Below are 19,530 nucleotides of genomic sequence, written 5' to 3' on the forward strand. Positions count from 1 at the left end.
TTGTCGCGATCGCGCTTTCCTAGGACTTAAAGGGCTACAGCTATAAAGCTGTAGCTTCTTATTTTGAAGGCGTATTTTGAAAGCCAATTAGTTGTTGAATGTAAAGATGTCTGCACCCAAACCAATCTGGTGCATTACTGTTAGTAATTACAGATTAATTAAGAGTTAATGATGATGGAAGTGCTTGAAATTAAGCGTGAGATTAATGTGCTAAGCGATCGCCTGGGCAAAGCTCAGGACTATCTTTGACGTTGTTGCCTTAACCGCCAAAATTCAGGATTTGGAGCAGGTTGCCGCCCAACCCAGCTTTTGGGATGACCAGACCAACGCCCAAAAAATCTTGCAAGAACTAAATGACCTAAAATCCAATTTGGAACAGCTTCATCAGTGGCAGGCTAGCTTAGAAGATGCCCAAGCGGTGCTGGAATTGCTAGCAGTTGAACAAGATGATGCCTTGCAGGCAGAAGCAACATCCAATGTGACTCAATTGAGCCAGGCTTTGGATCAATGGGAATTGGAGCAGCTTTTGTCTGGTCTATATGATCAGAAGGGAGCGGTGCTAACCATTAATGCTGGAGCCGGCGGAACGGATGCTCAAGATTGGGCGGAGATGTTGCTGCGGATGTATACCCGTTGGGCAGAAGCGCGACGATACACCGTTCACCTTTCTGAAATGTCCGAAGGAGAGGAAGCAGGGATTAAATCGGCAACGTTGGAAATTGAAGGGCGATATGCCTACGGCTATTTGAAGGCAGAGAAGGGAACTCATCGCTTAGTGAGAATTTCTCCATTCAACGCCAATGACAAACGACAAACCAGTTTTGCTGGGGTTGAAGTCATGCCTTTGCTGGATAACACGGTGCAGCTTGACATTCCTGATAAAGATTTGGAGATTACGACCACTCGTGCGGGTGGCAAAGGTGGGCAAAACGTCAACAAGGTGGAGACAGCGGTACGAATTACTCACTTGCCGACAGGGTTAGCAGTCCGATGTACAGAGGAGCGATCGCAACTACAAAACAAAGAGAAAGCGCTGGTCATCTTAAAAGCGAAGCTGCTAATCATTGCTCAAGAGCAAAAAGCTAAGGAGATTGCAGATATTCGCGGAGATATTGTGGAAGCATCGTGGGGAAACCAGATTCGTAGCTACGTGTTTCATCCCTATCAAATGGTCAAAGATTTGCGAACTGGAGCAGAAACCACCGCGATCGCAGATGTAATGAATGGTGACTTAGATGCATTTATTCAGGCATATTTACGTCAAGAAACTCAGTTAGCTAACTCTTAAGAGTTCACTGGTTATCCAGACAGTCTTGATTAAAACCATCTATCCTAAACGAAGAGATGTAGAGATAAATTAAGATCCGTTTCATGGAAACTCCTCAAATTAATTCTGAAAGCCCTGAAGCTATAGAGTCAACTGTTACTGAACCAAAACCGAGCTACGTTAAGCTAGCGATGCGGAATATGGTTCGTAAACGGGGAACCTCACTGAAGCACTTTTTTCTTACGATGTTTGGGTTGCTAGCTACGTTGGTAGGTCTTGCTTATTTAACTCGCTAGAGCACTCTGACAGTCGATGAATTCAACGATGCTTGTCGTTCTGCTTCAAGCTCACAAAAATTGCTAGAGTATCGTTGAAATGGGAATTTCTGTAGAAGTTTGTGTTCAAGACTGCATCTTTGAAGCTCAAAATCACAAAATGCTTGTGGGCTCAGATTGCGCTCTAGACCCTTTGCCCTCTTCTTGCCCTATTACTGAGGCGGTTTGGAGCGAATGGTTTCAGCAATGGCTAGAGATAATGCAGCCAAGTCTATCTCCTCTTCAAGCCTATGAACTGAGTTTGAGGCTTACTGGCGATCGCGAAATTCAAACGCTCAATGCCCAATATCGTCACCAAGACAAATCCACCGATGTTCTGGCATTTGCAGCTCTAGAGGTCAGTTCCCCACAAAACGACGAAGTGTTTGAGTCTCAACCTCTTTACTTAGGCGACATCATCATTTCTGTGGAAACGGCTCAGCAACAAGCTAATTCCCAAAATCACTCCCTTAGCGTCGAGCTCTCATGGCTAGCAACTCACGGCTTGCTGCATCTCCTCGGTTGGGATCATCCTGATGAGGAAAGTTTGAGCCAGATGTTGGCTAAACAGCAATTTCTCTTAAACACGGTGGGTCTTTCATCTAAAAACCGCTAGAGTTGTGACGATGGCGAGAATTCTTGTAAGTTGAATAGCTTTTCCAGAAACGATAAATTTCGTTGTTGATAATATACTCAGCAATCAATTTCAGATACACTACCTCAGATTCTTTTTTGTCTAAAAAGCAGTTGTTTCACTTTTGTTGCAGTCTATGACTTCTGAACTTCAAACTCCAGATCCTGATGGTTCAAACAGCAAGGTGGTAACTCAACCGACTAAGATAAATCGAGAATTAGCCTGGCGTATTGCTCCCAGCCTTCTAATCAGCTTTAAATATGCCTGGGCAGGTAGTAGCTATGCCTTTCGCACTCAACGAAACTTCCGCATTCACGTCATTTTAGGTGCCTTAGCGCTTGCCGCGAGTGCTTATTTGCGCCTTTCTGCCGTAGAGATATCCGTAGTAGGATTAACAATCGGTGCGGTTTTGGCGATGGAGCTGCTCAATACTGCGATCGAGTCTGTTGTTGACCTTACCGTTAAACAGAACTACCATGAGCTTGCTAAAATTGCCAAAGATTGTGCGGCAGCAGCGGTTTTGATTTCTGCACTCGCCGCGATCGGAGTAGCTAGTTCGCTAATTTTGCCAAGACTTTGCATTAAACTCTGGCAAGTTTTTCAAGTGTCCTCTTTTTTTCACTAATCTTTTATTGTTTTTTAGTTAACTCAGATTTAGATAGCTTAAGCAAGGAGTCAATTCATTTGATTCTCATTATTGATAATTACGACAGTTTCACCTATAACCTAGTGCAATATTTGGGCGAACTAGGGTCAGAGTTTGAGGCTGCACAAGAAATTCAAGTTCGTCGCAACGATCAACTCACTCTCTCTCAGATTCGCGAAATTAGACCGGATGGAATTGTGATTTCTCCTGGGCCTGGACGACCTGAAGACGCTGGCATTTCTCTCCAACTGATTCAAGAATTAGGGATGGAATATCCCATTTTAGGAGTTTGCTTAGGTCATCAAAGCATTGGTCAGGTGTATGGTGGAAAAATTGTGCCAGCTCCAGTTTTGATGCATGGCAAGACATCGCCAGTTCATCACAATGGGCTTGGAGTATTCAAAGGGCTAGAGAATCCTTTAATAGCAACCCGCTATCATAGCTTGGTAATTGAGCGGCAAGAGTTTCCAGAGGTTCTAGAAATAACGGCGTGGGTAGATGATGGCACTATTATGGGGGTTAGACATCGACAGTACCCTCATATTCAAGGTGTGCAGTTTCATCCAGAAAGTGTATTAACCGTTTCTGGCAAGCAAATTCTGCGAAACTTTTTAATGTCTATCAATGATTTGCCGTTGAAATAAGTGGAACCTACAGCGAATTTACTTTTGACAAGGCAAAGGTTGCTACCATTGTTTGAATTTTCTAAATTTATTTGTGGCTTAATGAGGAGATTATGAAACGGCGCAAGTTAATTCGTTACGCAGGAACAAGCCTATTGACAGCATGTGGGATGGGCTTGATTTCCAATCTTGAGCACGCTCAAGCTCAACCTCAAAGCCCCTTGTCCATACAGTGGTTCGGACACACCTGTTTTTTGTTTGCTGGTGGTGGTCGTCGAATTTTGGTGAATCCTTTTCGTAAGCTAGGGTGTACAAATGGATATCGCCTTCCTAGAGTTAATACCGATCTAGTATTGATTAGTAGCCAGTTGCTAGATGAAGGAGCCGTAGAGATTGTGCCGGGTAATCCTCGGCTGCTTTATGAGCCAGGTGCTTATCAAGTGAGTGGCATTAAAATTCAGGGAGTTCGCACGGCTCACGATCGCCAAGAAGGTAAACGCTTTGGGATAAACGTTGCCTGGAAATGGAAACAAGCTGGAGTTGAAATTCTTCATTTGGGAGGTGCGGCAGCCCCAATCTCTCCAGAGCAAAAGATCTTGATGGGAACCCCAGATATACTTTTTATTCCCGTGGGAAATGGTTCTAAAGCCTATACTCCTGAAGAAGCGAAGCAGGCGATCGCGATTCTCAATCCGAAAATGGTAGTTCCAACTCATTACCGGACTCAAGCCGCTGCTAAAGATACTTGTGATATCCTACCAGTCGATAATTTCTTAACTCTAATGAGTGGTACTCCTGTCCGCCGCTCAGGAAACGCGATCGCAATTCGACTCTCAGATCTACCTAAAAACGGCATGGTAGTTAATGTAATGAACTATCAATTTTAGTAACTTGGATTTAAATCAGTAATTTGGCGGAGTAATTGCGTCTATTCAGCTGAAAGTTATCACTTTCCTGATAGGGAATCTTAAGGAAGGTGATGCTTAGGGTGTTTAGTGATGCTGTCTGTTTTAATGCTGTCTGCGCTAACCGGGTTGGTCACATATCTTCTCTGGCGACCCCAGAACCGTTTTTGAGCTGCTTTCATGCAGCGACTCTGAGGCAGTAACCTTCAAACGATATTTTCAGTTGCCTGAAGTGATATTTTTGAGTGGCTTGGGCAAGTTTAAAGGGTGCAAATACGTTTGAGCCAGTCGGCATCGGCTTGGCTGAGAGTGGGCGTGAGTTTAGCGACAATAGTGTGATAGTAGCGTTGTAGCCATGCGTGTTGACGGGAGTCGAGACTGGACAGGTCGATTAGGCGGTTATCAAAGGGAATGTAAGTGAGAGACTCGAAGCCATACCAGGGTGTTTTGGCTTCATCGGAGTCTTTTTTTTCTTCCTGAGGCATTTCTACGATCACGTATAAATTTTCGATACGGATGCCTCCCCAGCCTGGCTGATAGAATCCTGGTTCAATACTGGTGATCATGCCAGGTTCCAGCGATTGACTGACGCGCTTGCTGATGCCGTTGGGTCCCTCATGGACATTAAGGAATGCGCCAACGCCGTGCCCGGTGCCATGCCCATAATCCAATCCAGCGTGCCACAGAGTTGATCGCGTAATCCCATCGAGTTGCGCTCCAGTGGTGCCTTTGGGAAACTGCTGCATGGCACAGTTGATGTGGGCTTTCAGCACTTCGGTATAACATTCAATTTGCCTTGAGGTGGGTACACCGACGGCAACCGTGCGTGTATCATCCGTAGTCCCAGCGGCGTATTGAGCACCGGAATCGAGGAGTAGTAATTCTCCTGGCTGCAAGATCTTTTGAGGATTTGGAGTGCCGTAGTGAACGATGGAACTGTTGCTGCCGCTACCTGCGATTGTGTTAAAGCTCAAGCCTTGAAAGCTGGCCTCTGCCTGATAAAAAACCTCAATTGTAGCGGCAACATCGGCTTCGGTGATGCGATTCTCGGCTTCAAGCTGATCGAATAGCCATTTTATTGTGCGAGTTTTTGCGCGGCTAGCTTTTAGGTTTGCCTGCTGCATCTGCGCAATTTCGATCGCATTTTTGCGTGCTTTCATTTCCTCAATTGGGTTTGCCGTTTCCGCAATTTTGCAGCGCGCTGGTTCCGAGTCTGGTTTCAATATTTGGTAGGTGCCCATGGTGGTGTGCTTCGGATCAATCAGCACGCGACTGTTGAGCGTGAGCAGCGATCTCAGGGTGGCCACATACTGGTCATAGGGCAGTAGGGTGACATGGAGTGCTAAAAACTGTCGCAGGGTTGGCTCAATCCGATGTTCGTTAGTAAACAGAAACGCCTGCTCAGCTGTGACGATCGCGTAGGCAATGAAAACCGGATTGTAGGACACATCCCAGCCGCGTAAGTTAAACAGCCACGCAATTTGATCCAGTTTGGTGATGGGTAATATCTGCGCGCTCGCTTTGGCTAGCTTTTCACGGGTGCGCGCCAGCTTTTGCGCGATCGCCTCACCCGTTTGTTCATCCGGCAAATGAAACAGCGGCGAGTCGGCGTAAGCAGGCAAAATTTCATTGATCCAAGGACTTTGCGATCTCACCTGGTCAACCAGATTGGTGGCGATCGCCACCAGTACCACGCCGTAAGGTTCCACCTTTTTGTGAAACTCGCGAAATTGACTGATTGACAGCGTAAATGGATCGTAGCCCAATCGAAAGGGATGTTCTGCTTGAGTCGTTCGCCCCAACTCTTCCACTACCTCTTCCAGAGTTTTGTGGTCATCTAATCCCAACTTAGACACCTGAATCACAGCAGCATTCACTTCCAAATCCGCTTGCTCGTAGTAGCGAGAATCGACAAACACCCATGCTTGAGTTTGCCCCACTAGAAAATCGCCTGATGATCCTGTAAAACCGCTTGCCCACTTGCGCCGCTGTTTAACCTCTGGCAAATATTCATTTAAATGCTCATCCGCTGAAGGAATCAGATAGGCATCTAAGGCATGGTCGGCAAAGAGCGATCGCAATACGGTCAGCTTGGCAGCAACATCTGTGGTTCGAATCGGCGCTGACAACAAGTCGGTAGGAGTCATGGGGAGTATAGAAAACGGCGAATCAAGAGGTCGTAGATGAAGGATTCTAGCACCTGACACCTAATATTTACTCTCTAGGAACCCAATTTGAAGGCTTCCACAAATAAACTGTAGATGAGCCCAAGTTTGACTGCGTTGAGAACTTGTACCGGGAGCGATCTCGCGGTTGCAATAGGGGTGCTGTAAGCAAGACGGCTAATGACTTCTGTGGCTGCGACTAAGAGTGCTGATGCCACAATATCTAAGTCTGCTTTTTGTCCTGAAATAGTGGAAACGGCGGTTCCCAAGAAGTTTCCCAATAGCAAACTAATCAGCAGTATGGAAAATCGCCGCCAAGGATTGAGAAAGAAGCGAGCCAATCCATCCACAATATTGTCAAACAATGTACTAATTCGAGTATTTTGCATAGGAGGCGACGATTTAGACGATTTATTTAGAAGAGCGGGGTTTAGTAAACAGGAAGAGACACTAGGTAGAAACCAAAAAAACAAAGCAATCTGAGAAAACTGTGAAACTCAGGGCTTGAACTTGGAACCTTTCTGGTTTCTAACGATTCTCATCCCTAAATATCCTAAGTTTTTTGAGGATGAAAAGTTCTATGTGTGAGCGATCGAAAAGTTGTTATTACTAGAGTATTGGCATGGTTGGCAGACGGGCAATGCGAGAAATTATCAGGGATATCAAGGTTGGGCGAGTGTCTACGATCGCGACTTTAGCAGGAGTAGTTCTGTTGACAGTGTTTGGTGGCTGGGGTATGGTTCAGTGGCTATTTGAGCCGTCAGCACTAGTTAATTCTTTGCCAGAAGCATCAAGTGCACCCAATGGAGTTAACCCGCCACCAGTAGTCTCAACCTCGCTGGCTCAGATGAAGCCTGCGGCAGCGACTGCTCAAAAAACCATTACAGCCGCAAAAACAGATTCCATCGCGATCGCGGCTGTGCAGGGATTACTGCGAGTGGGCAATCCTACCGATCATCCAGTGCGAGTTGCCGTTTTGCTGAAGAAACCAGGCACTAAAAACTCTACCAATCAAAGTCAATCAGGTTATGAATCGCCTGCCCATTGGGATTTTGATCCAGGTGAAGGTAGCGAAAAAGGTTTACTCTTATCGCTACCCAATCGCCAGATTAAACTCAAAAAAGGTGATATTTTGGTCGCCTTTGCCCAAGATGGTTCTCGTCGCTATTGGGGACCTTATGTAGTGGGTGAAACCTCAATTCCGGCATGGACTCCAAAGGTTGCCGAGTGGCGACTGACACTGCAACCCTAAAGCCCTGCAAACCATTCGTAGCTTTGATCTTCCCAAAAACCCCGCCGGGGTAACAAGTTGCTCACCAATGTGACTTGAATGACCCATTTACTCAATTTGTAGCCCAGCTTAATTGGAGACGCAAGCCGTAACGGTGCACCATGGTCTATTGGCAAAGGTGCGCCATTTTTCTCATAGGCCAGCATTGTTTGAGGATGTAAACAGGACGCTAAATCCCAACTTTCGTAGTAGCGATCAGCAGAAATAAAATAGGCATATTTTACGCCAGGTTTCGGCTGTGCTAGCTGGATCAATTCTCGTAACGGAACCCCTGCCCACTGCACGATCGCCGCCCAGCCTTCTACACACACGTGCCGAATCACCATCGACTTTCTCGGCATTTTTTGAATTGCTGTCAGATCCAGGCTCAGCGGATTATTGACCTCACCATCCACTACTAGCCGAAAATCATTCAAGTTGATGGCAGGTGTGAAATCGTAGGTGTTAACAATCAGCGCATTTGGCTCGACTTGACTCACCGAAAACTCTGGCACCGGAGTTTGGGGTTTTAGCAGCAACTCTTCCATCTTTTGGTTCAATGGCTCAGTTGCCTTTCCTGCCAAGCTCTCCGCTAACGTCAACACTGAACCACCCACCAACATTCCACCCAGCGAATAGCCCGACAACCGCAACAAATTCCGTCGGTTAATCGAACTTTCCGAATTTACCTCTTCTGCCATACCCTTTCTTTATTTCCTCTTCCCTACTCGCCACTTGTTCAAAGCATCTCATCCCACAACATCGAATTCACCAGTCGTTCCCCGCCGGCTTTGAGTGATAGAAGCGAGTGAGCGATCGCAAACACAATCACCAGGGGCACCGAGGCAAAATGCACGACACGTAAGGCAAACCAATCGCCAAAGCACTCCACAATCCAAGGAAACTGCGCCGGTTTATACATGCCAAGCCCTGTGAACAGCGCCAGCAGCAAAATTGGAATAATGGATGTGTAAACAATCCGATGCCATGCATAAATCTTGCGCTTAGGATTTTTGCCCACTTGTAGCGCTTTCACATCGTTTCCGCCAACAAACCGATGCTGCCAGCGTTGAGTGATCAGCACATACACGCCATACCACAGCAGGTTTAATGAAAACACCCACATCGCCGCAAAGTGCCAATGTCGTCCACCCGCCAGCCAACCACCCAGCAGAAAAAATTGGGGAATGTGCCAGCCTTCCCGTCCACCAAACACAGGGTTAGCGTTGTAAATCTGTAAGCCACTCATGAGCATCACTGTCAAACTAACGATGTTGAGCCAGTGAAAAACTTTGGCGGGCAGAGCTTGAAGCGATCGCGGTGTCTTTTTCTTCAAGTCTTGCGGTTTTGCTACTTGAGGAGAGCCAGGAGAATTCATTGCAACAGTTTGTTACAGAGCCATTTCTACTCTAACTGAACAGCCTCATTTCATCAGATTTAGTTAACTGAATTTATTCAATTAATTAAATCTTAGTGTTGTAGAAAACATTACATAACTTAGCATTCGCCATACTTTTCCTGTTTATTCCACATCCTTTCCACAGTAAATCTCCTTTTTTTCCACATCCTCTCCACAGGTTTTCCACATATTTTGGTTTGTTTTCCACAGGTGCTACGAAGGAATCGGACTTTCCCGCGTTAGCGAAGCCACCCTGCTTTCTTGCTCAACAGTTTTGCTTAGGTGGAGTTTTTGTTAACTTAAGTAACAAGAAAGTGGCTGAAATGCCCATTCTTTCGTAAAGCTTTTTTGATTTGAAATCAACTCGCAATATTTCTCAACATTGACAACCTAGGCAATTCCATTGAGAATGGGGCGACTGAGACATACACAAGCCTGATCTCCAAAAGCGAAATCCACAGGGTTGTAATTCAATTTTGTGGATTATTCAGATCTGCTAAAGAGTTTGGCTGGCTTTGCTGTCTTCGTAGTTCGTTGTCTTGTTTATCCTCTTTACCTGCGCGAGAGTAGAAATTTATGGATACCACGGTTAGTCTGCTTGTTGAAGTACCCGAAATTTTGCATGAGTCCCTTCAGAGCTATTTGGAAATGCGCCCCGACTGGGATCAAGATCGAGTCATTACCGCAGCACTGTCGCTATTTTTATTGCAAAACCAGAGTGAAGCCGCTCCCGAAAAATTAAACCATCGGCAAGCTTCGCGCATTTATCTAGATGCTTTGTTCAAGCGCCCCATTGGACAAAACTAGACTTTTATTCTTCTTGGGTCAATCTTGCCTAGCTAGCACGCAGACCCAAAAGCAGAACACCGCTCTGGCTTTTTTGAAATCCGATCCCTATGACTTATCAGATCTCAGCAACCAAGCTCCAGACTTATCATCGGTGTCCTTATGCTTATTTTCTTCGCTATGAGCACAAGCTGACAACACCTGAGTTTTTTGGGTCAGCCGCTTTAGGAAACGCATTGCACCAAGCTTTAGCACAATGCCATCGCGATTGGCACTATCGCTTTCCCTTACCTACGATGCAATGGGTGCAGCAGTGCTGGCAAGAGCATTCCGGTGGGCTAAGTAATAGCCAAGTGGTTGAAGGATTAAAAATTCTAGAGCAGTACTATCGGAACTTTATTGCTACCGAGGTTTCCATCCGTCAACCTTTGGCAGTGGAGGGCAAAATTCAGGGATATTTGCAAGTAGAAAATCTGGAATTTGTCATATCGGGTCGCTATGACCGAATTGATTTTCTACAAGATGGGGGGTTGGAGTTGATTGACTATAAGTCGAGCCGCGAGGTAAAGCTGCCCGATGCGTCAGAAATCGATATCCAGATCGGGCTTTACTACCTTGCTTTGGAGCAAACCTATCGTCAAAGTTTGCAGTATTTGAGCCTGTTGTTTTTACGTACAGGTGAAAAGATTCGGTTCAAAGCCACGGGGGAACATCGAAAGCAGGTGCAAACGATGGTTGGGGATTTGGCGGTGCGGTTGCGCCACGATCGCGGTTGGGAACCTACGCCTGGTAAACAGTGCGATCGCTGTACCTTTGCCAGATATTGCCCTTCAGTAACAGCCAACCCCGCTCCTGTACCAGAAACCCGGTCTAAGCCCCAACTGCAACTAGCGTTGAATTTTGCGTAGCAGCTAGGCAGTTTACAGTTTTCGCTGATGACTCAGTGGGTGGTAGTCGATAAACGATAGATTAGAAGTCGTATTCTAAAGTGTCGTTTTCTTCTATCACCTGCTTTTTTCTTTTTAAGGTTTGATGGCTAAAGTCTTCGCGATCTGGAAATACTGGTTGAATCTAGACATCATATTGAGCCAACTCGCAGCGACCACTCCCACGATGTTTAGGAGATCCATTTTGCAAAAGGGCTTCTACCGTTGGGTGAGAGCTATCAGCTTTAGAATATTGGCTAATCGATTGAGCATCATCGGTATAGGTTGTGACTGCAACTAGGGTTAGCAGTGAGCTGCACAGTAAAGTGTTGGTAAGCAGGCGCATAAGCAAAAAATCCGTTTCAGAGGTTCTGATACCTGATACGGACATGCGGCTAACTGATCAGGAAAATCTTTAAAGGGATTCCACCTATGGAGCTGCTTCCCAAATAGCCCTCAAATTTTGGTTAGGCTGATTTCAGTTAAGCTGACTCACCGGAAGCCAAGGCTTAAAACATTCCCTACGAGAATGCGGCGCAAATAAGACTTAAAACTTTCTAGCAAGGTTGACTGAACTACGGCGCACTCTACTAGCCTTTTGGATCTAGACCATCTCTTAGCCCGTCTCCCAAGAGGTTAAATGCTAGCACCATTAGAGTGATGAATAGACCTGGAAAGATAGTTGTCCAAGGGGAGGTGAGAGAGTAACCGCCTTTAAATGCGTCTGCTAACATGCTGCCTAATTCAGGCGTTGGAGGTTGGGCACCCAGTCCTAAAAAGCCTAATCCAGCGGCTTCTAAGGTAGCGGTTCCGATCGAAAGGCTGGCTTGCACAATCAGAGGGGCAAGACTGGCTGGCAGAATATGTTGGAAAAGAATTTGAAAAGGAGTGGCACCAAGGGCGCGGGCAGCTTGAACAAATTCTTGCTCTCGGAGCGATAGCACCATCGATCGCGCGAGGCGGATATATATAGGAATTTGGACGATCGCGATCGCAACCATGGCGCTTTGCAAACTGGGTCCGGTAACGGTGACAATCGCGATCGCCAGTAAAATTGAGGGGAATGCCAGCAAAATATCCGTTAACCAGCTAATCACGCCATCGACTCGTCCGCGCAAATATCCGGCTAATAGCCCCAGTCCCACACCTATCAAAAAGCCCAAGCTGACGGAAACCACACTGATAAATAGAGATGTGCGGATGCCATACCAGATTAGGGTGAGCACATCTCGCCCCAAAGCATCGGTGCCAAACCAATGCTGGTTGCTAGGTGATGCTAGCCGAGCAAGGTAATCGCGATCAGTCGTCGGATCATAAGGATGCAGAATCGGCGCAAGCAATGCCAGCATTCCCAGCGCGATCGCCAACACTGCGCCAATCTTTCCAGAAGTAGATTGCCAAAATTGCTGCTGGGCACGGGTTGTCAACATTGGTTTGATAAAGCCACGAGCGGTTACCGAAGCTGAATTCTTGGATCAATAAAACCATAGGAAATGTCGATTAAGGCATTAACCAAAACAAAAGCGATCGCCACAAATATTACCCCACCCTGAACCACAGGATAATCACGCTCCAAAATACCTTGATAAATCCAAGACCCAATTCCAGGCCATGCAAAAATGGTTTCCGTCAGAATTGCGCCGCCGAGTAACGTACCAAATTGCAATCCCGCGATCGTGGTCACAGGCAACAGCGCATTTTTTAGGGCATGGCGACAGACAACCCAAAATTTTGGCACGCCCTTGGCTTTAGCCGTACGAATATAGTCTTGAGACAGGGTTTCTAACAGGGAACTGCGGGTGATTCTTGCCAAAATTGCGAGGGGAATTGTGCCCAAGGTAATCGCTGGTAGCACCAGGTGCGCTAACCCATCCATTAAGGCAGTGCTGTTGCCTTGCAACACCGCATCTAAAATATAAAATCCCGTAATCGGCTGAAAGGTAAAGCCAGCATCGACGCTAATTCGACCGCTGGGTGGCAGCCATTGCAAATTTACGGCAAAAAGATAGATCAACAGCAACCCCAACCAGTAAACCGGTAGGGAAACACCGAGTAGTGATCCGGTCATAGTGAGATGATCAACCCAGCTATTGCGGCGGACGGCAGCGATGATGCCTGATGGAATGCCGATGATTAGAGCAACCATCATTGCCGCGATCGCCAGCTCAAACGTGGCCGGGCAGCGAACTTTTAGCTCATCTGCGATCGGTATGCCGCTAATAATGCTAGTGCCCAGATCAAAATGGAATAAGCTGTTCAAAAAAGCCAGATATTGCACCAATAGCGGTTTATCTAAACCAAGCTGCGTTTTAACAGCAGCAAGTTGTTCGGGTGTAGCACGCTCTCCCAGTAAAACCACAGCAGGATCGCCCGGAATCAAATGCAAAAATCCAAACACTAGCAGCGTAATTCCAAATAAGACAGGCAGCAAACTAAATAAACGCTTGAGGATATAGAAGCCCATTGACTCTGAACAGGTTAAACTAATAGGGTCGCTTTTTGGAGAGGTGGCAGAGTGGTCGAATGCACTCGACTTGAAATCGAGAGTTCCGAAAGGAACCCAGGGTTCAAATCCCTGCCTCTCCGTTGATTTCACTGTTAGCATAAATGATCAAGACTGAAGGAATCGTGATTTTCCTTCAGTCTTATTTACAAGCTTTAATTATTATTTTGTTGCTAGATGCCATAGCGCCCATTCAAAATGCGCCAGTTTGCGTTAAGTGGCTCTTAGCATATGATACGCAACTAAAAGTTGGGTAATCGCCAGCGGATAGCTCTGTAGCGCTTCTCCAGTTGTGCCCGTTACTTTGCCCAGCCCTGGATTTATATCGCGATTGCAGAACGAAAGTAAATTCGGTGTTTCACTACAAATAAAATGTTCTAGTTGAATCACCTGCTCCTCGGTAGCGTGCCCATCTACTTCCAGCACATCTACTGGCTTACCCATATCTCGATCTAGCCCCAGGCGAATAGCAGTATTGGAATAATCAGCATCATTACTGACCACCTTGGTTAAATCAGGATGGGGGATATTTGGTCTAAGAACAAGCCGCACGTTTAAGTGCCCATTTCTATCATTGGGCGCATCACTTGGCGGATAAAACGTCACGACCATATCTGCCCACTGCCGCTGATGACGAATAAATTGCTCAGAATCTGGCTCTCGCTTCTGCATTTCTGCCATAACTTGTTCTGCTGTGTAGCCCCGTTTTTGAGTATCCCGCTTGACCTTCCATTCAGTTCTTAGGGATTCAGGTGGCGCAAGATAAACCTTCACGTCATAGCAGTCACGCGCACCGCGGGTTGAGTAGCCAAGTAACCCTTCAACAATGACGAATTTATTTGGTTTGATGTATTCGGGTGCTGTAAATGTTCCAGTCTTGTGGCTATAGATCGGTTTCAGAATCGGTTGTCCCGTTCGCAGCAGTGCTAGGTGTTGCTGCATGATGTCTAAATAGTTACAGTCAGGATGTAGTGCTGTAATTCCCATCTCTGCGCGCTGGGCGCGATCGTATCGATGATAATCGTCTGTACAAATCGTTGTGACATTTTCAACTCCCAATACCTGGGCAATCCCTCGTGTCAGAGTTGTTTTGCCAGCCGCACTGTCGCCGACGATGCCTAGGATAATTGGGCGATTGGTCATGAGTTCTCCTGTACAAACGCAATCTGTAAATAAGCGAAATCTCGCATTGATGTTTCAAGACTAAAACTTAAGGGATACCAATGCAAGCTGTAGGGATTTACCTTAATTTAACTTAGGCATGCCAAAGCCTTGATTAGAATGGCACTACCTTAAGGAATAACACTGGAGCCGCATAACTTTTTCTGATGTTTCCAGAGGATGACAGATGTGTGTCGGTGCTATATATTTAGGGAGTGTGAGGAGCGAACCAGCAAGAACGCCGAGACGAAACACGGAAAGTCGTCGGCGTTCTTTCTGATTTTAAAGCGCCACAAATAGCTCCACAGATTTATCGCATCACCTGAATACTGGAGATCAACCTTTTGTCTTCAAGCTGACTTAAAAGTTTTAAGCTGCACAATACGTTATAAAAGCGTAGTAGCGATGAAAGTTGAAATCTGTGCAAATTATCAAGCGTAATGTTGGCTTGACGGTGGGTAACAGTTTGATGAGGGTCTATGTGTCATCACCTAAGCCGATTGGACAGTATCCAGGTATTCTCTTTTATTCCGATATTTATCAACTAGGCAGCCCAATTACTCGCCTCGCTGATCGCCTTGCAGGATACGGCTATGTGGTGGCAGCACCAGAAATTTTTCATCGCTTAGAACCCATCGGATCGGCGATCTCACCGGATGACTTGGGGCGACTGCGGGGAAACGATAATGCCAGCCGAACCGCGATCACAGATTATGATGCTGACACAAAGGCAGTTTTAGATTTCCTAAAAAAAGAAGAAACGGTCATGCCCGACAAGATTGGCACAATGGGCTTTTGCATTGGTGGACATTTAGCATTCCGAGCAGCTTTTAACGATGCAGTGAAAGCCTCGGTGTGCTGCTATCCTACTGGCATTCATAACGGCAAGTTAGGCAAAGGTACAGCAGATACTTTGGAGCGTGTGGCAGAGTTGAAGGGTGAGCTATTCATCCTGTTTGGCACCTTAGATCCTCACATTCCTGAAGCAGGACGTACAAGAATTATGCAGGAACTTATAAGCACGAGAGTCTCACACACAACTTCTCTCTATGAAGCAAACCATACTTTTATGCGCGATGATGGCGATCGCTTTGATCCGGTTGCAACTGACGCTGCCTGGGCAGAAATAATAGTATTCCTGCATCAAGTGTTTGCCTAGTATTTATTGCTTAACAATTAATTATGCCATGTTGTTTTCGATCGCCCAACGAGCTAGCTCTGTACGGTTGTGTAATCCAGTCTTACCTAGCATATTGCTAACGTGACTTTCAATTGTTCGTTGGCTGACTTTAAGTTGATCAGCAATTTCGCGGTTTGCCATCCCTCTTGCCACAAATTGAACAACCTTTAGCTCAGTTGGTGTAAGTTCTACATCGAAAGGCACCTGAATTTTGGGTGTTGATTCATTACCTTTACCCGGACGTTCAGACATTCGCGTTGCTTGTTTCAGCGAAGATTCAACCTGGGCAACCAGCTCTTCTGGCTCAAACGGCTTAACCATATACACATCTGCCCCAGTATTTAGCCCTTTCACTCGGTCTTGGCTTTGACCTTTCGCTGAAAGGAAAAGAACTGGAATCCAGCTAGTGCGAGCATCTTCACGCACATGACGCACAAGAGAATAGCCATCCATTTCGGGCATCATGACGTCGCAAATAATCATGTCTGGGATATCTTGCTCTAAAACTTCTAGAGCTTCACGACCATTTTCTGCGGTAATGACTTCATAGCCCCGAAACTCTAGGTAGTCTTTAACTAACAAAATTAAATTAGGGTCATCATCAATTAGCAGCAGTCGTCTGTGATTTCCTACACTGGTTTCTTTCATGCCGTGCTACTTACCTATTCCTGAATGAACTCGCTGGTAATCTGTAGAATTTCTGGCAACTCATTTATTGCCGGAATCCCTTTAATGGAAAAAGGGGTGCCTCCTGCCAAGCGACTTGAGGAATACCTGACACTATTTTAGGTAGACCTATGATAACCGCTTCACTTTATATAAATCTTATATATCAGTAAGCCACAAACGCACGAATTCTATGATGCAGTCAGTATATTTTCTACTTTACAAAAAACTTTATAAGATTAGAAGTCACTTTTAATCTGATACCTCATTCGTTTGCAGCGGGGTAATCTATTTTAGTCGATAAAGGTGAGGAACCTTTACTCAGAAGGTTCCTCACCTTAAATCTACAGTGTTTTAAATTCTGTCTTGCAACAGCGCTTGGAATCGACGATCGCTACGGATGCGATTAAAGTTGGAGTCAGTTTTTGCCATCAGTTGGCATAGATAAGGACTGTAGCTGATCGCTTGCTTGAGATGATCGATCGCTCGATCTGAGTTGTTTTGCAGAGCATAGCAGCAAGCTTTACCGTACCAGGCGTTAGCGTTATTGGGCTTAGACTGCAAGGATTTATCAAAACTAGCAAGGGATTCTTGAAACTGCTCTAACTTAGAAAGCACCATGCCACGATAGTTCCAAGCGTAATGGCAGCTAGGCTTAATAATTAACGCGTTATTGAGGCTAGTCAGGGCCTCAGTGTAGCGATTTAGGCAACTTAGGGCAACTGCTTTGTTATACCAAGCTTTATAGCTGTCAGATTTGAGAGTCAATACTTGCTCAAAACTGGCGATCGCATCCTTATAGCGACATAGTCCCATCAATGCCTTGCCATGATTTTGCCATGCTCGATAGTCTTCTGGTTGAAACTTCAACGCTCGGTTAAAGCTGATAATGGCATCTTCATACTGAATTAATTTTGCCAAGACGATGCCTCTTCCCTGCCAGGCGGGAGCGTACTTAGGCTGAAGTGAGATCGCTCGATCAAAGCTAACCATGGCTTCTTCGTATTGCCCCGCTGCTTCCAAAGCATAGCCGCGGCAGTTCCAAGCCCTATGATCACTCGGCTGCTTCGTTAGAACCGCATCATATTTATCCACCGCTCTAGTATGGTGTCCTAATTCGCGGAGGACATGCCCATGACTATATAAAATTTGGGAGTCTTCGCTGTGATTCATAAGACTTTCAGTTGTTCAACTCAACTCAATGTACCAGCAGCGCCGACTAGCCATGAAAGCTTTACTAAAGATGCTCATTCAAACCTATGCTAAAAGTCTCCTCACCTTTAAAGCTTATTTCTTGAAATTACTCATTAATCAAGGTTGCAAACCGCTCATCTCCTCGCAATCCATCAAAATCTGAATTGGTTTTAGCAATTTCTCGATATTCTTGAGGGCTGAGTTCGACTGCCCGCTGTAAGCTATCAAATGCTAAATCGTATTCTTTTTGAAGTGCATAGCAGCAAGCTTGATTGTAAAACGTATTAGGACTGTCTGGCTTTAAGGTTAATGCTTTATCGTAGCTGGCGATCGCAGCTTCTAAATAACCTAGATGATAAAGGGCATTGCCACGATGCGTCCAAGCTTCCTCAAAGTCAGGCTTGAACTCGATTGCTTTGTCATAGCATGCCACAACGCTTTTTAATTTTCCTAGCTGCTTTAACGCTAGTGCCCGATTATACCACGCCCAATAGTAATCAGGCTTAAATTCAATTGCTCGGTCATAGCTGTTGATAGCTTCGTCGTAGCGTTCTAAATTACGCAGCGCAATGCCCCGGTTGTACCAAGCCCAGCTATAGTTGGGGCGATATTTCAACGCTTTATCATAGCTAGCGATCGCGGCTTCATACTGATGTAAGTCATCCAAGGCGCTGCCGCGGTTATTCCAGGCTTCCGAAAAACCGGGTTCATATTCGAGTGCCTTGTCGTAGCTCATAATAGCGGCGTGATACTGCCCCAACCGATAAAGGGCATTTCCCCGGTTATACCAAGCATCAGGGTAATCGGACTGTCGCATTAGAACCGCATCATAGCTAGCGATCGCAGAACTATAGTTGTTCTGTTTGTTGAGATATAGCCCTTTTTGAAAAAAGAAAATGACTTCTATTTCTTGAACGTCTGTCATGTCTTTGCCATCAATGTGGAACAATCGAGGTTGTATCTATAAAGTGCCTTACCTCGCAAGACAGTTAAACAGCAAATATACAGAAGACTTTACGCATCGCTAGAGTTTACTCCGTAAACTCCGTATACAAGACCGTAAAACCCTAGCGAGTACCGCTTCAAATAAATTTCGAGTCTCGGTCATTATTGATGGACAACCAGTACTTGGCATTTAGACTACATCACTAGCTGTTTTAGCTTCCAATGCGTCACTTAGGTGCCACGTGATTATAAGGTGCCCTCTAGCACATTCATGCTCTCAGCTAATGCGCTGATTTCAGAACCGAGATAGAAAAAATGCGTCTTCAGAACAATTAATGCCATATCGGTACGGATTTCCGTACCGATAAAAATATTGCATTGATACTGAAGTTTGGCTAAATTAGCACTCAAGAGGCGAGAGTGCTAATTTTGGCTTAAACCCGTTAGACTGTTAACAGATGTAGCGTTTAGTTTTCAGTCAACACTCTATTGGCTGAATCTAGCGCTGTTTGTGGCTTGTTTCGGCTGTAGCCCTTTTAGAATGAAATATTTCATTCAACCGAGCCACATTTTCTGAAAAATTTTCTTTGATTAACCCGCTAGTTTGGAGCATTGCATATGGCATCTGTATCGTTGAGCGTCTCTACTGTTAAACCTTTGAGCGATCGCGTTTTTGTAAAGGTCAGCCCTTCTGAAGAGAAAACTGCTGGCGGCATCTTATTGCCAGATACCGCGAAAGAGAAGCCACAAGTGGGCGAAATTGCGGCTGTGGGTCCTGGTAAGCGCAGTGAAGATGGTTCGCGCCAAGAACCCGAAGTGAAAATCGGTGACAAGGTTCTTTACTCGAAATATGCCGGCACTGACATCAAGTTGGGTACCGAAGAGTACGTCTTGCTGTCTGAGAAAGACATTTTGGCGATCGTCGACTAGGAATTAGAAAGTAGGA

Annotated in this window: 22 protein-coding genes and 1 tRNA gene; 12 read left to right on the forward strand and 11 right to left on the reverse strand. The window is 45.7% G+C overall.

The window, feature by feature from the left end; translation table 11 throughout:
• The first annotated feature begins 174 nt into the window (after nt 1–174).
• From prfB to JOY44_RS15300, 6 genes are all read left to right on the forward strand, one after another.
• Nucleotides 175–1,288 (forward strand): peptide chain release factor 2 gene (gene prfB / locus JOY44_RS15275; protein ID WP_171576022.1). Its coding sequence is split into 2 segments (ribosomal slippage): nt 175–246 and nt 248–1,288, totalling 1,113 coding nucleotides; the frame shifts between segments, so codons are not numbered across the junction.
• Between the two features lie 83 nt (nt 1,289–1,371).
• Nucleotides 1,372–1,563: a DUF3285 domain-containing protein gene (locus JOY44_RS15280; protein ID WP_171574513.1), complete on the forward strand. Its 192-nt coding sequence runs from the start codon at nt 1,372–1,374 to the stop codon at nt 1,561–1,563.
• A gap of 79 nt (nt 1,564–1,642) precedes the next feature.
• Entirely contained in the window at nt 1,643–2,197 is a 555-nt protein-coding gene (ybeY, locus tag JOY44_RS15285) for an rRNA maturation RNase YbeY (RefSeq protein ID WP_171574514.1), read from the forward strand.
• A gap of 154 nt (nt 2,198–2,351) precedes the next feature.
• Nucleotides 2,352–2,840: a diacylglycerol kinase gene (locus JOY44_RS15290; protein ID WP_171574515.1), complete on the forward strand. Its 489-nt coding sequence runs from the start codon at nt 2,352–2,354 to the stop codon at nt 2,838–2,840.
• A gap of 59 nt (nt 2,841–2,899) precedes the next feature.
• Nucleotides 2,900–3,505: an anthranilate synthase component II gene (locus JOY44_RS15295; RefSeq protein ID WP_171574516.1), complete on the forward strand. Its 606-nt coding sequence runs from the start codon at nt 2,900–2,902 to the stop codon at nt 3,503–3,505.
• A 92-nt stretch (nt 3,506–3,597) separates the two neighbouring features.
• Nucleotides 3,598–4,371, forward strand: a complete 774-nt coding sequence (locus tag JOY44_RS15300) for an MBL fold metallo-hydrolase (RefSeq protein WP_171574517.1) — start codon at nt 3,598–3,600, stop codon at nt 4,369–4,371.
• A gap of 278 nt (nt 4,372–4,649) precedes the next feature.
• Here JOY44_RS15300 and JOY44_RS15305 read toward each other — a convergent pair whose 3' ends face one another.
• The gene (locus JOY44_RS15305; protein WP_171574518.1) at nt 4,650–6,536 is read right to left on the reverse strand and encodes an aminopeptidase P family protein; all 1,887 of its coding nucleotides are present in this window, start codon (nt 6,534–6,536) and stop codon (nt 4,650–4,652) included.
• Between the two features lie 74 nt (nt 6,537–6,610).
• On the reverse strand, nt 6,611–6,943 hold the full coding sequence (locus JOY44_RS15310) for a DUF565 domain-containing protein (protein ID WP_171574520.1): 333 nt from the start codon (nt 6,941–6,943) through the stop codon (nt 6,611–6,613).
• Nucleotides 6,944–7,176: 233 nt separating this feature from the next.
• Between JOY44_RS15310 and JOY44_RS15315 the strand changes: the two genes are divergently transcribed.
• On the forward strand, nt 7,177–7,806 hold the full coding sequence (locus JOY44_RS15315; RefSeq protein ID WP_197985442.1) for a hypothetical protein: 630 nt from the start codon (nt 7,177–7,179) through the stop codon (nt 7,804–7,806).
• Here JOY44_RS15315 and JOY44_RS15320 read toward each other — a convergent pair.
• Together JOY44_RS15320 and JOY44_RS15325 are read right to left on the reverse strand one after the other, a co-directional pair.
• Nucleotides 7,803–8,525 (reverse strand): molybdopterin-dependent oxidoreductase, encoded by a 723-nt coding sequence (locus tag JOY44_RS15320; RefSeq protein WP_171574521.1) that lies wholly within the window; start codon nt 8,523–8,525, stop codon nt 7,803–7,805. The genes JOY44_RS15315 and JOY44_RS15320 overlap by 4 nt on opposite strands.
• 38 nt (nt 8,526–8,563) lie before the next feature.
• Nucleotides 8,564–9,202 (reverse strand): cytochrome b/b6 domain-containing protein, encoded by a 639-nt coding sequence (locus tag JOY44_RS15325; RefSeq protein WP_171574522.1) that lies wholly within the window; start codon nt 9,200–9,202, stop codon nt 8,564–8,566.
• 597 nt (nt 9,203–9,799) lie between these two features.
• On the opposite strand from JOY44_RS15325, the gene JOY44_RS15330 reads away from it, so the two are divergent.
• Entirely contained in the window at nt 9,800–10,030 is a 231-nt protein-coding gene (locus JOY44_RS15330; RefSeq protein ID WP_171574524.1) for a DUF2811 domain-containing protein, read from the forward strand.
• Between the two features lie 89 nt (nt 10,031–10,119).
• Nucleotides 10,120–10,917, forward strand: a complete 798-nt coding sequence (locus JOY44_RS15335; RefSeq protein WP_171574526.1) for a RecB family exonuclease — start codon at nt 10,120–10,122, stop codon at nt 10,915–10,917.
• A gap of 163 nt (nt 10,918–11,080) precedes the next feature.
• Here the strand turns inward: JOY44_RS15335 and JOY44_RS15340 are convergent, their stop codons facing one another.
• The 3 genes from JOY44_RS15340 to JOY44_RS15350 form a co-directional block, all read right to left on the reverse strand.
• Nucleotides 11,081–11,281 carry a hypothetical protein gene (locus tag JOY44_RS15340; protein WP_203032034.1) on the reverse strand — a complete coding sequence of 67 codons (201 nt, stop codon included), beginning with the start codon at nt 11,279–11,281 and terminating at the stop codon, nt 11,081–11,083.
• A gap of 244 nt (nt 11,282–11,525) precedes the next feature.
• Nucleotides 11,526–12,365, reverse strand: coding sequence for an ABC transporter permease (locus JOY44_RS15345; RefSeq protein ID WP_171574529.1), 840 nt, complete (start codon nt 12,363–12,365; stop codon nt 11,526–11,528).
• Nucleotides 12,366–12,388: 23 nt separating this feature from the next.
• On the reverse strand, nt 12,389–13,399 hold the full coding sequence (locus tag JOY44_RS15350) for an ABC transporter permease (RefSeq protein ID WP_171574530.1): 1,011 nt from the start codon (nt 13,397–13,399) through the stop codon (nt 12,389–12,391).
• Between the two features lie 37 nt (nt 13,400–13,436).
• Between JOY44_RS15350 and JOY44_RS15355 the strand changes: the two genes are divergently transcribed.
• Nucleotides 13,437–13,521 (forward strand) — tRNA-Ser (locus tag JOY44_RS15355).
• A gap of 130 nt (nt 13,522–13,651) precedes the next feature.
• Here the strand turns inward: JOY44_RS15355 and JOY44_RS15360 are convergent.
• Nucleotides 13,652–14,581: a phosphoribulokinase gene (locus tag JOY44_RS15360; RefSeq protein WP_171574531.1), complete on the reverse strand. Its 930-nt coding sequence runs from the start codon at nt 14,579–14,581 to the stop codon at nt 13,652–13,654.
• A 439-nt stretch (nt 14,582–15,020) separates the two neighbouring features.
• Here JOY44_RS15360 and JOY44_RS15365 point away from each other — a divergent pair, with 439 nt between their 5' ends.
• A complete protein-coding gene (locus JOY44_RS15365; protein ID WP_171576023.1) occupies nt 15,021–15,758 on the forward strand; it encodes a dienelactone hydrolase family protein in 738 nt (245 codons plus the stop codon).
• A gap of 21 nt (nt 15,759–15,779) precedes the next feature.
• On the opposite strand, the gene JOY44_RS15370 is transcribed toward JOY44_RS15365, so the two are convergent.
• The 3 genes from JOY44_RS15370 to JOY44_RS15380 all read right to left on the reverse strand — a co-directional run bounded on the left by JOY44_RS15370 (nt 15,780) and on the right by JOY44_RS15380 (nt 18,564).
• Nucleotides 15,780–16,427, reverse strand: coding sequence for a response regulator transcription factor (locus JOY44_RS15370; protein ID WP_171574532.1), 648 nt, complete (start codon nt 16,425–16,427; stop codon nt 15,780–15,782).
• 372 nt (nt 16,428–16,799) lie between these two features.
• A complete protein-coding gene (locus JOY44_RS15375; protein WP_171574533.1) occupies nt 16,800–17,618 on the reverse strand; it encodes a tetratricopeptide repeat protein in 819 nt (272 codons plus the stop codon).
• 127 nt (nt 17,619–17,745) lie between these two features.
• Nucleotides 17,746–18,564 carry a tetratricopeptide repeat protein gene (locus JOY44_RS15380; protein ID WP_171574534.1) on the reverse strand — a complete coding sequence of 273 codons (819 nt, stop codon included), beginning with the start codon at nt 18,562–18,564 and terminating at the stop codon, nt 17,746–17,748.
• A 638-nt stretch (nt 18,565–19,202) separates the two neighbouring features.
• On the opposite strand from JOY44_RS15380, the gene groES reads away from it, so the two are divergent.
• Complete coding sequence (gene groES / locus JOY44_RS15385) at nt 19,203–19,514, forward strand: co-chaperone GroES (protein ID WP_171574535.1); 312 nt, start codon at nt 19,203–19,205, stop codon at nt 19,512–19,514.
• Nucleotides 19,515–19,530 lie beyond the last annotated feature (16 nt).

Source organism: Leptolyngbya sp. Cla-17 (genome assembly GCF_016807185.1).
GTDB lineage: Bacteria > Cyanobacteriota > Cyanobacteriia > Leptolyngbyales > Leptolyngbyaceae > ULC077BIN1.

Coding starts and splice junctions, on each gene's coding strand:
- JOY44_RS15345 (WP_171574529.1), bottom strand. CDS start 12,365: ATGTTGACAACCCGTGCCCAGCAGCAATTTTGGCAATCTACTTCTGGA.
- JOY44_RS15320 (WP_171574521.1), bottom strand. CDS start 8,525: ATGGCAGAAGAGGTAAATTCGGAAAGTTCGATTAACCGACGGAATTTG.
- JOY44_RS15310 (WP_171574520.1), bottom strand. CDS start 6,943: ATGCAAAATACTCGAATTAGTACATTGTTTGACAATATTGTGGATGGA.
- JOY44_RS15375 (WP_171574533.1), bottom strand. CDS start 17,618: ATGAATCACAGCGAAGACTCCCAAATTTTATATAGTCATGGGCATGTC.
- JOY44_RS15300 (WP_171574517.1), top strand. CDS start 3,598: ATGAAACGGCGCAAGTTAATTCGTTACGCAGGAACAAGCCTATTGACA.
- JOY44_RS15330 (WP_171574524.1), top strand. CDS start 9,800: ATGGATACCACGGTTAGTCTGCTTGTTGAAGTACCCGAAATTTTGCAT.
- JOY44_RS15380 (WP_171574534.1), bottom strand. CDS start 18,564: ATGACAGACGTTCAAGAAATAGAAGTCATTTTCTTTTTTCAAAAAGGG.
- JOY44_RS15325 (WP_171574522.1), bottom strand. CDS start 9,202: ATGAATTCTCCTGGCTCTCCTCAAGTAGCAAAACCGCAAGACTTGAAG.
- JOY44_RS15290 (WP_171574515.1), top strand. CDS start 2,352: ATGACTTCTGAACTTCAAACTCCAGATCCTGATGGTTCAAACAGCAAG.
- JOY44_RS15280 (WP_171574513.1), top strand. CDS start 1,372: ATGGAAACTCCTCAAATTAATTCTGAAAGCCCTGAAGCTATAGAGTCA.
- JOY44_RS15340 (WP_203032034.1), bottom strand. CDS start 11,281: ATGCGCCTGCTTACCAACACTTTACTGTGCAGCTCACTGCTAACCCTA.
- JOY44_RS15350 (WP_171574530.1), bottom strand. CDS start 13,399: ATGGGCTTCTATATCCTCAAGCGTTTATTTAGTTTGCTGCCTGTCTTA.
- JOY44_RS15315 (WP_197985442.1), top strand. CDS start 7,177: ATGGTTGGCAGACGGGCAATGCGAGAAATTATCAGGGATATCAAGGTT.
- JOY44_RS15360 (WP_171574531.1), bottom strand. CDS start 14,581: ATGACCAATCGCCCAATTATCCTAGGCATCGTCGGCGACAGTGCGGCT.
- JOY44_RS15305 (WP_171574518.1), bottom strand. CDS start 6,536: ATGACTCCTACCGACTTGTTGTCAGCGCCGATTCGAACCACAGATGTT.
- JOY44_RS15335 (WP_171574526.1), top strand. CDS start 10,120: ATGACTTATCAGATCTCAGCAACCAAGCTCCAGACTTATCATCGGTGT.
- groES (WP_171574535.1), top strand. CDS start 19,203: ATGGCATCTGTATCGTTGAGCGTCTCTACTGTTAAACCTTTGAGCGAT.
- JOY44_RS15370 (WP_171574532.1), bottom strand. CDS start 16,427: ATGAAAGAAACCAGTGTAGGAAATCACAGACGACTGCTGCTAATTGAT.
- ybeY (WP_171574514.1), top strand. CDS start 1,643: ATGGGAATTTCTGTAGAAGTTTGTGTTCAAGACTGCATCTTTGAAGCT.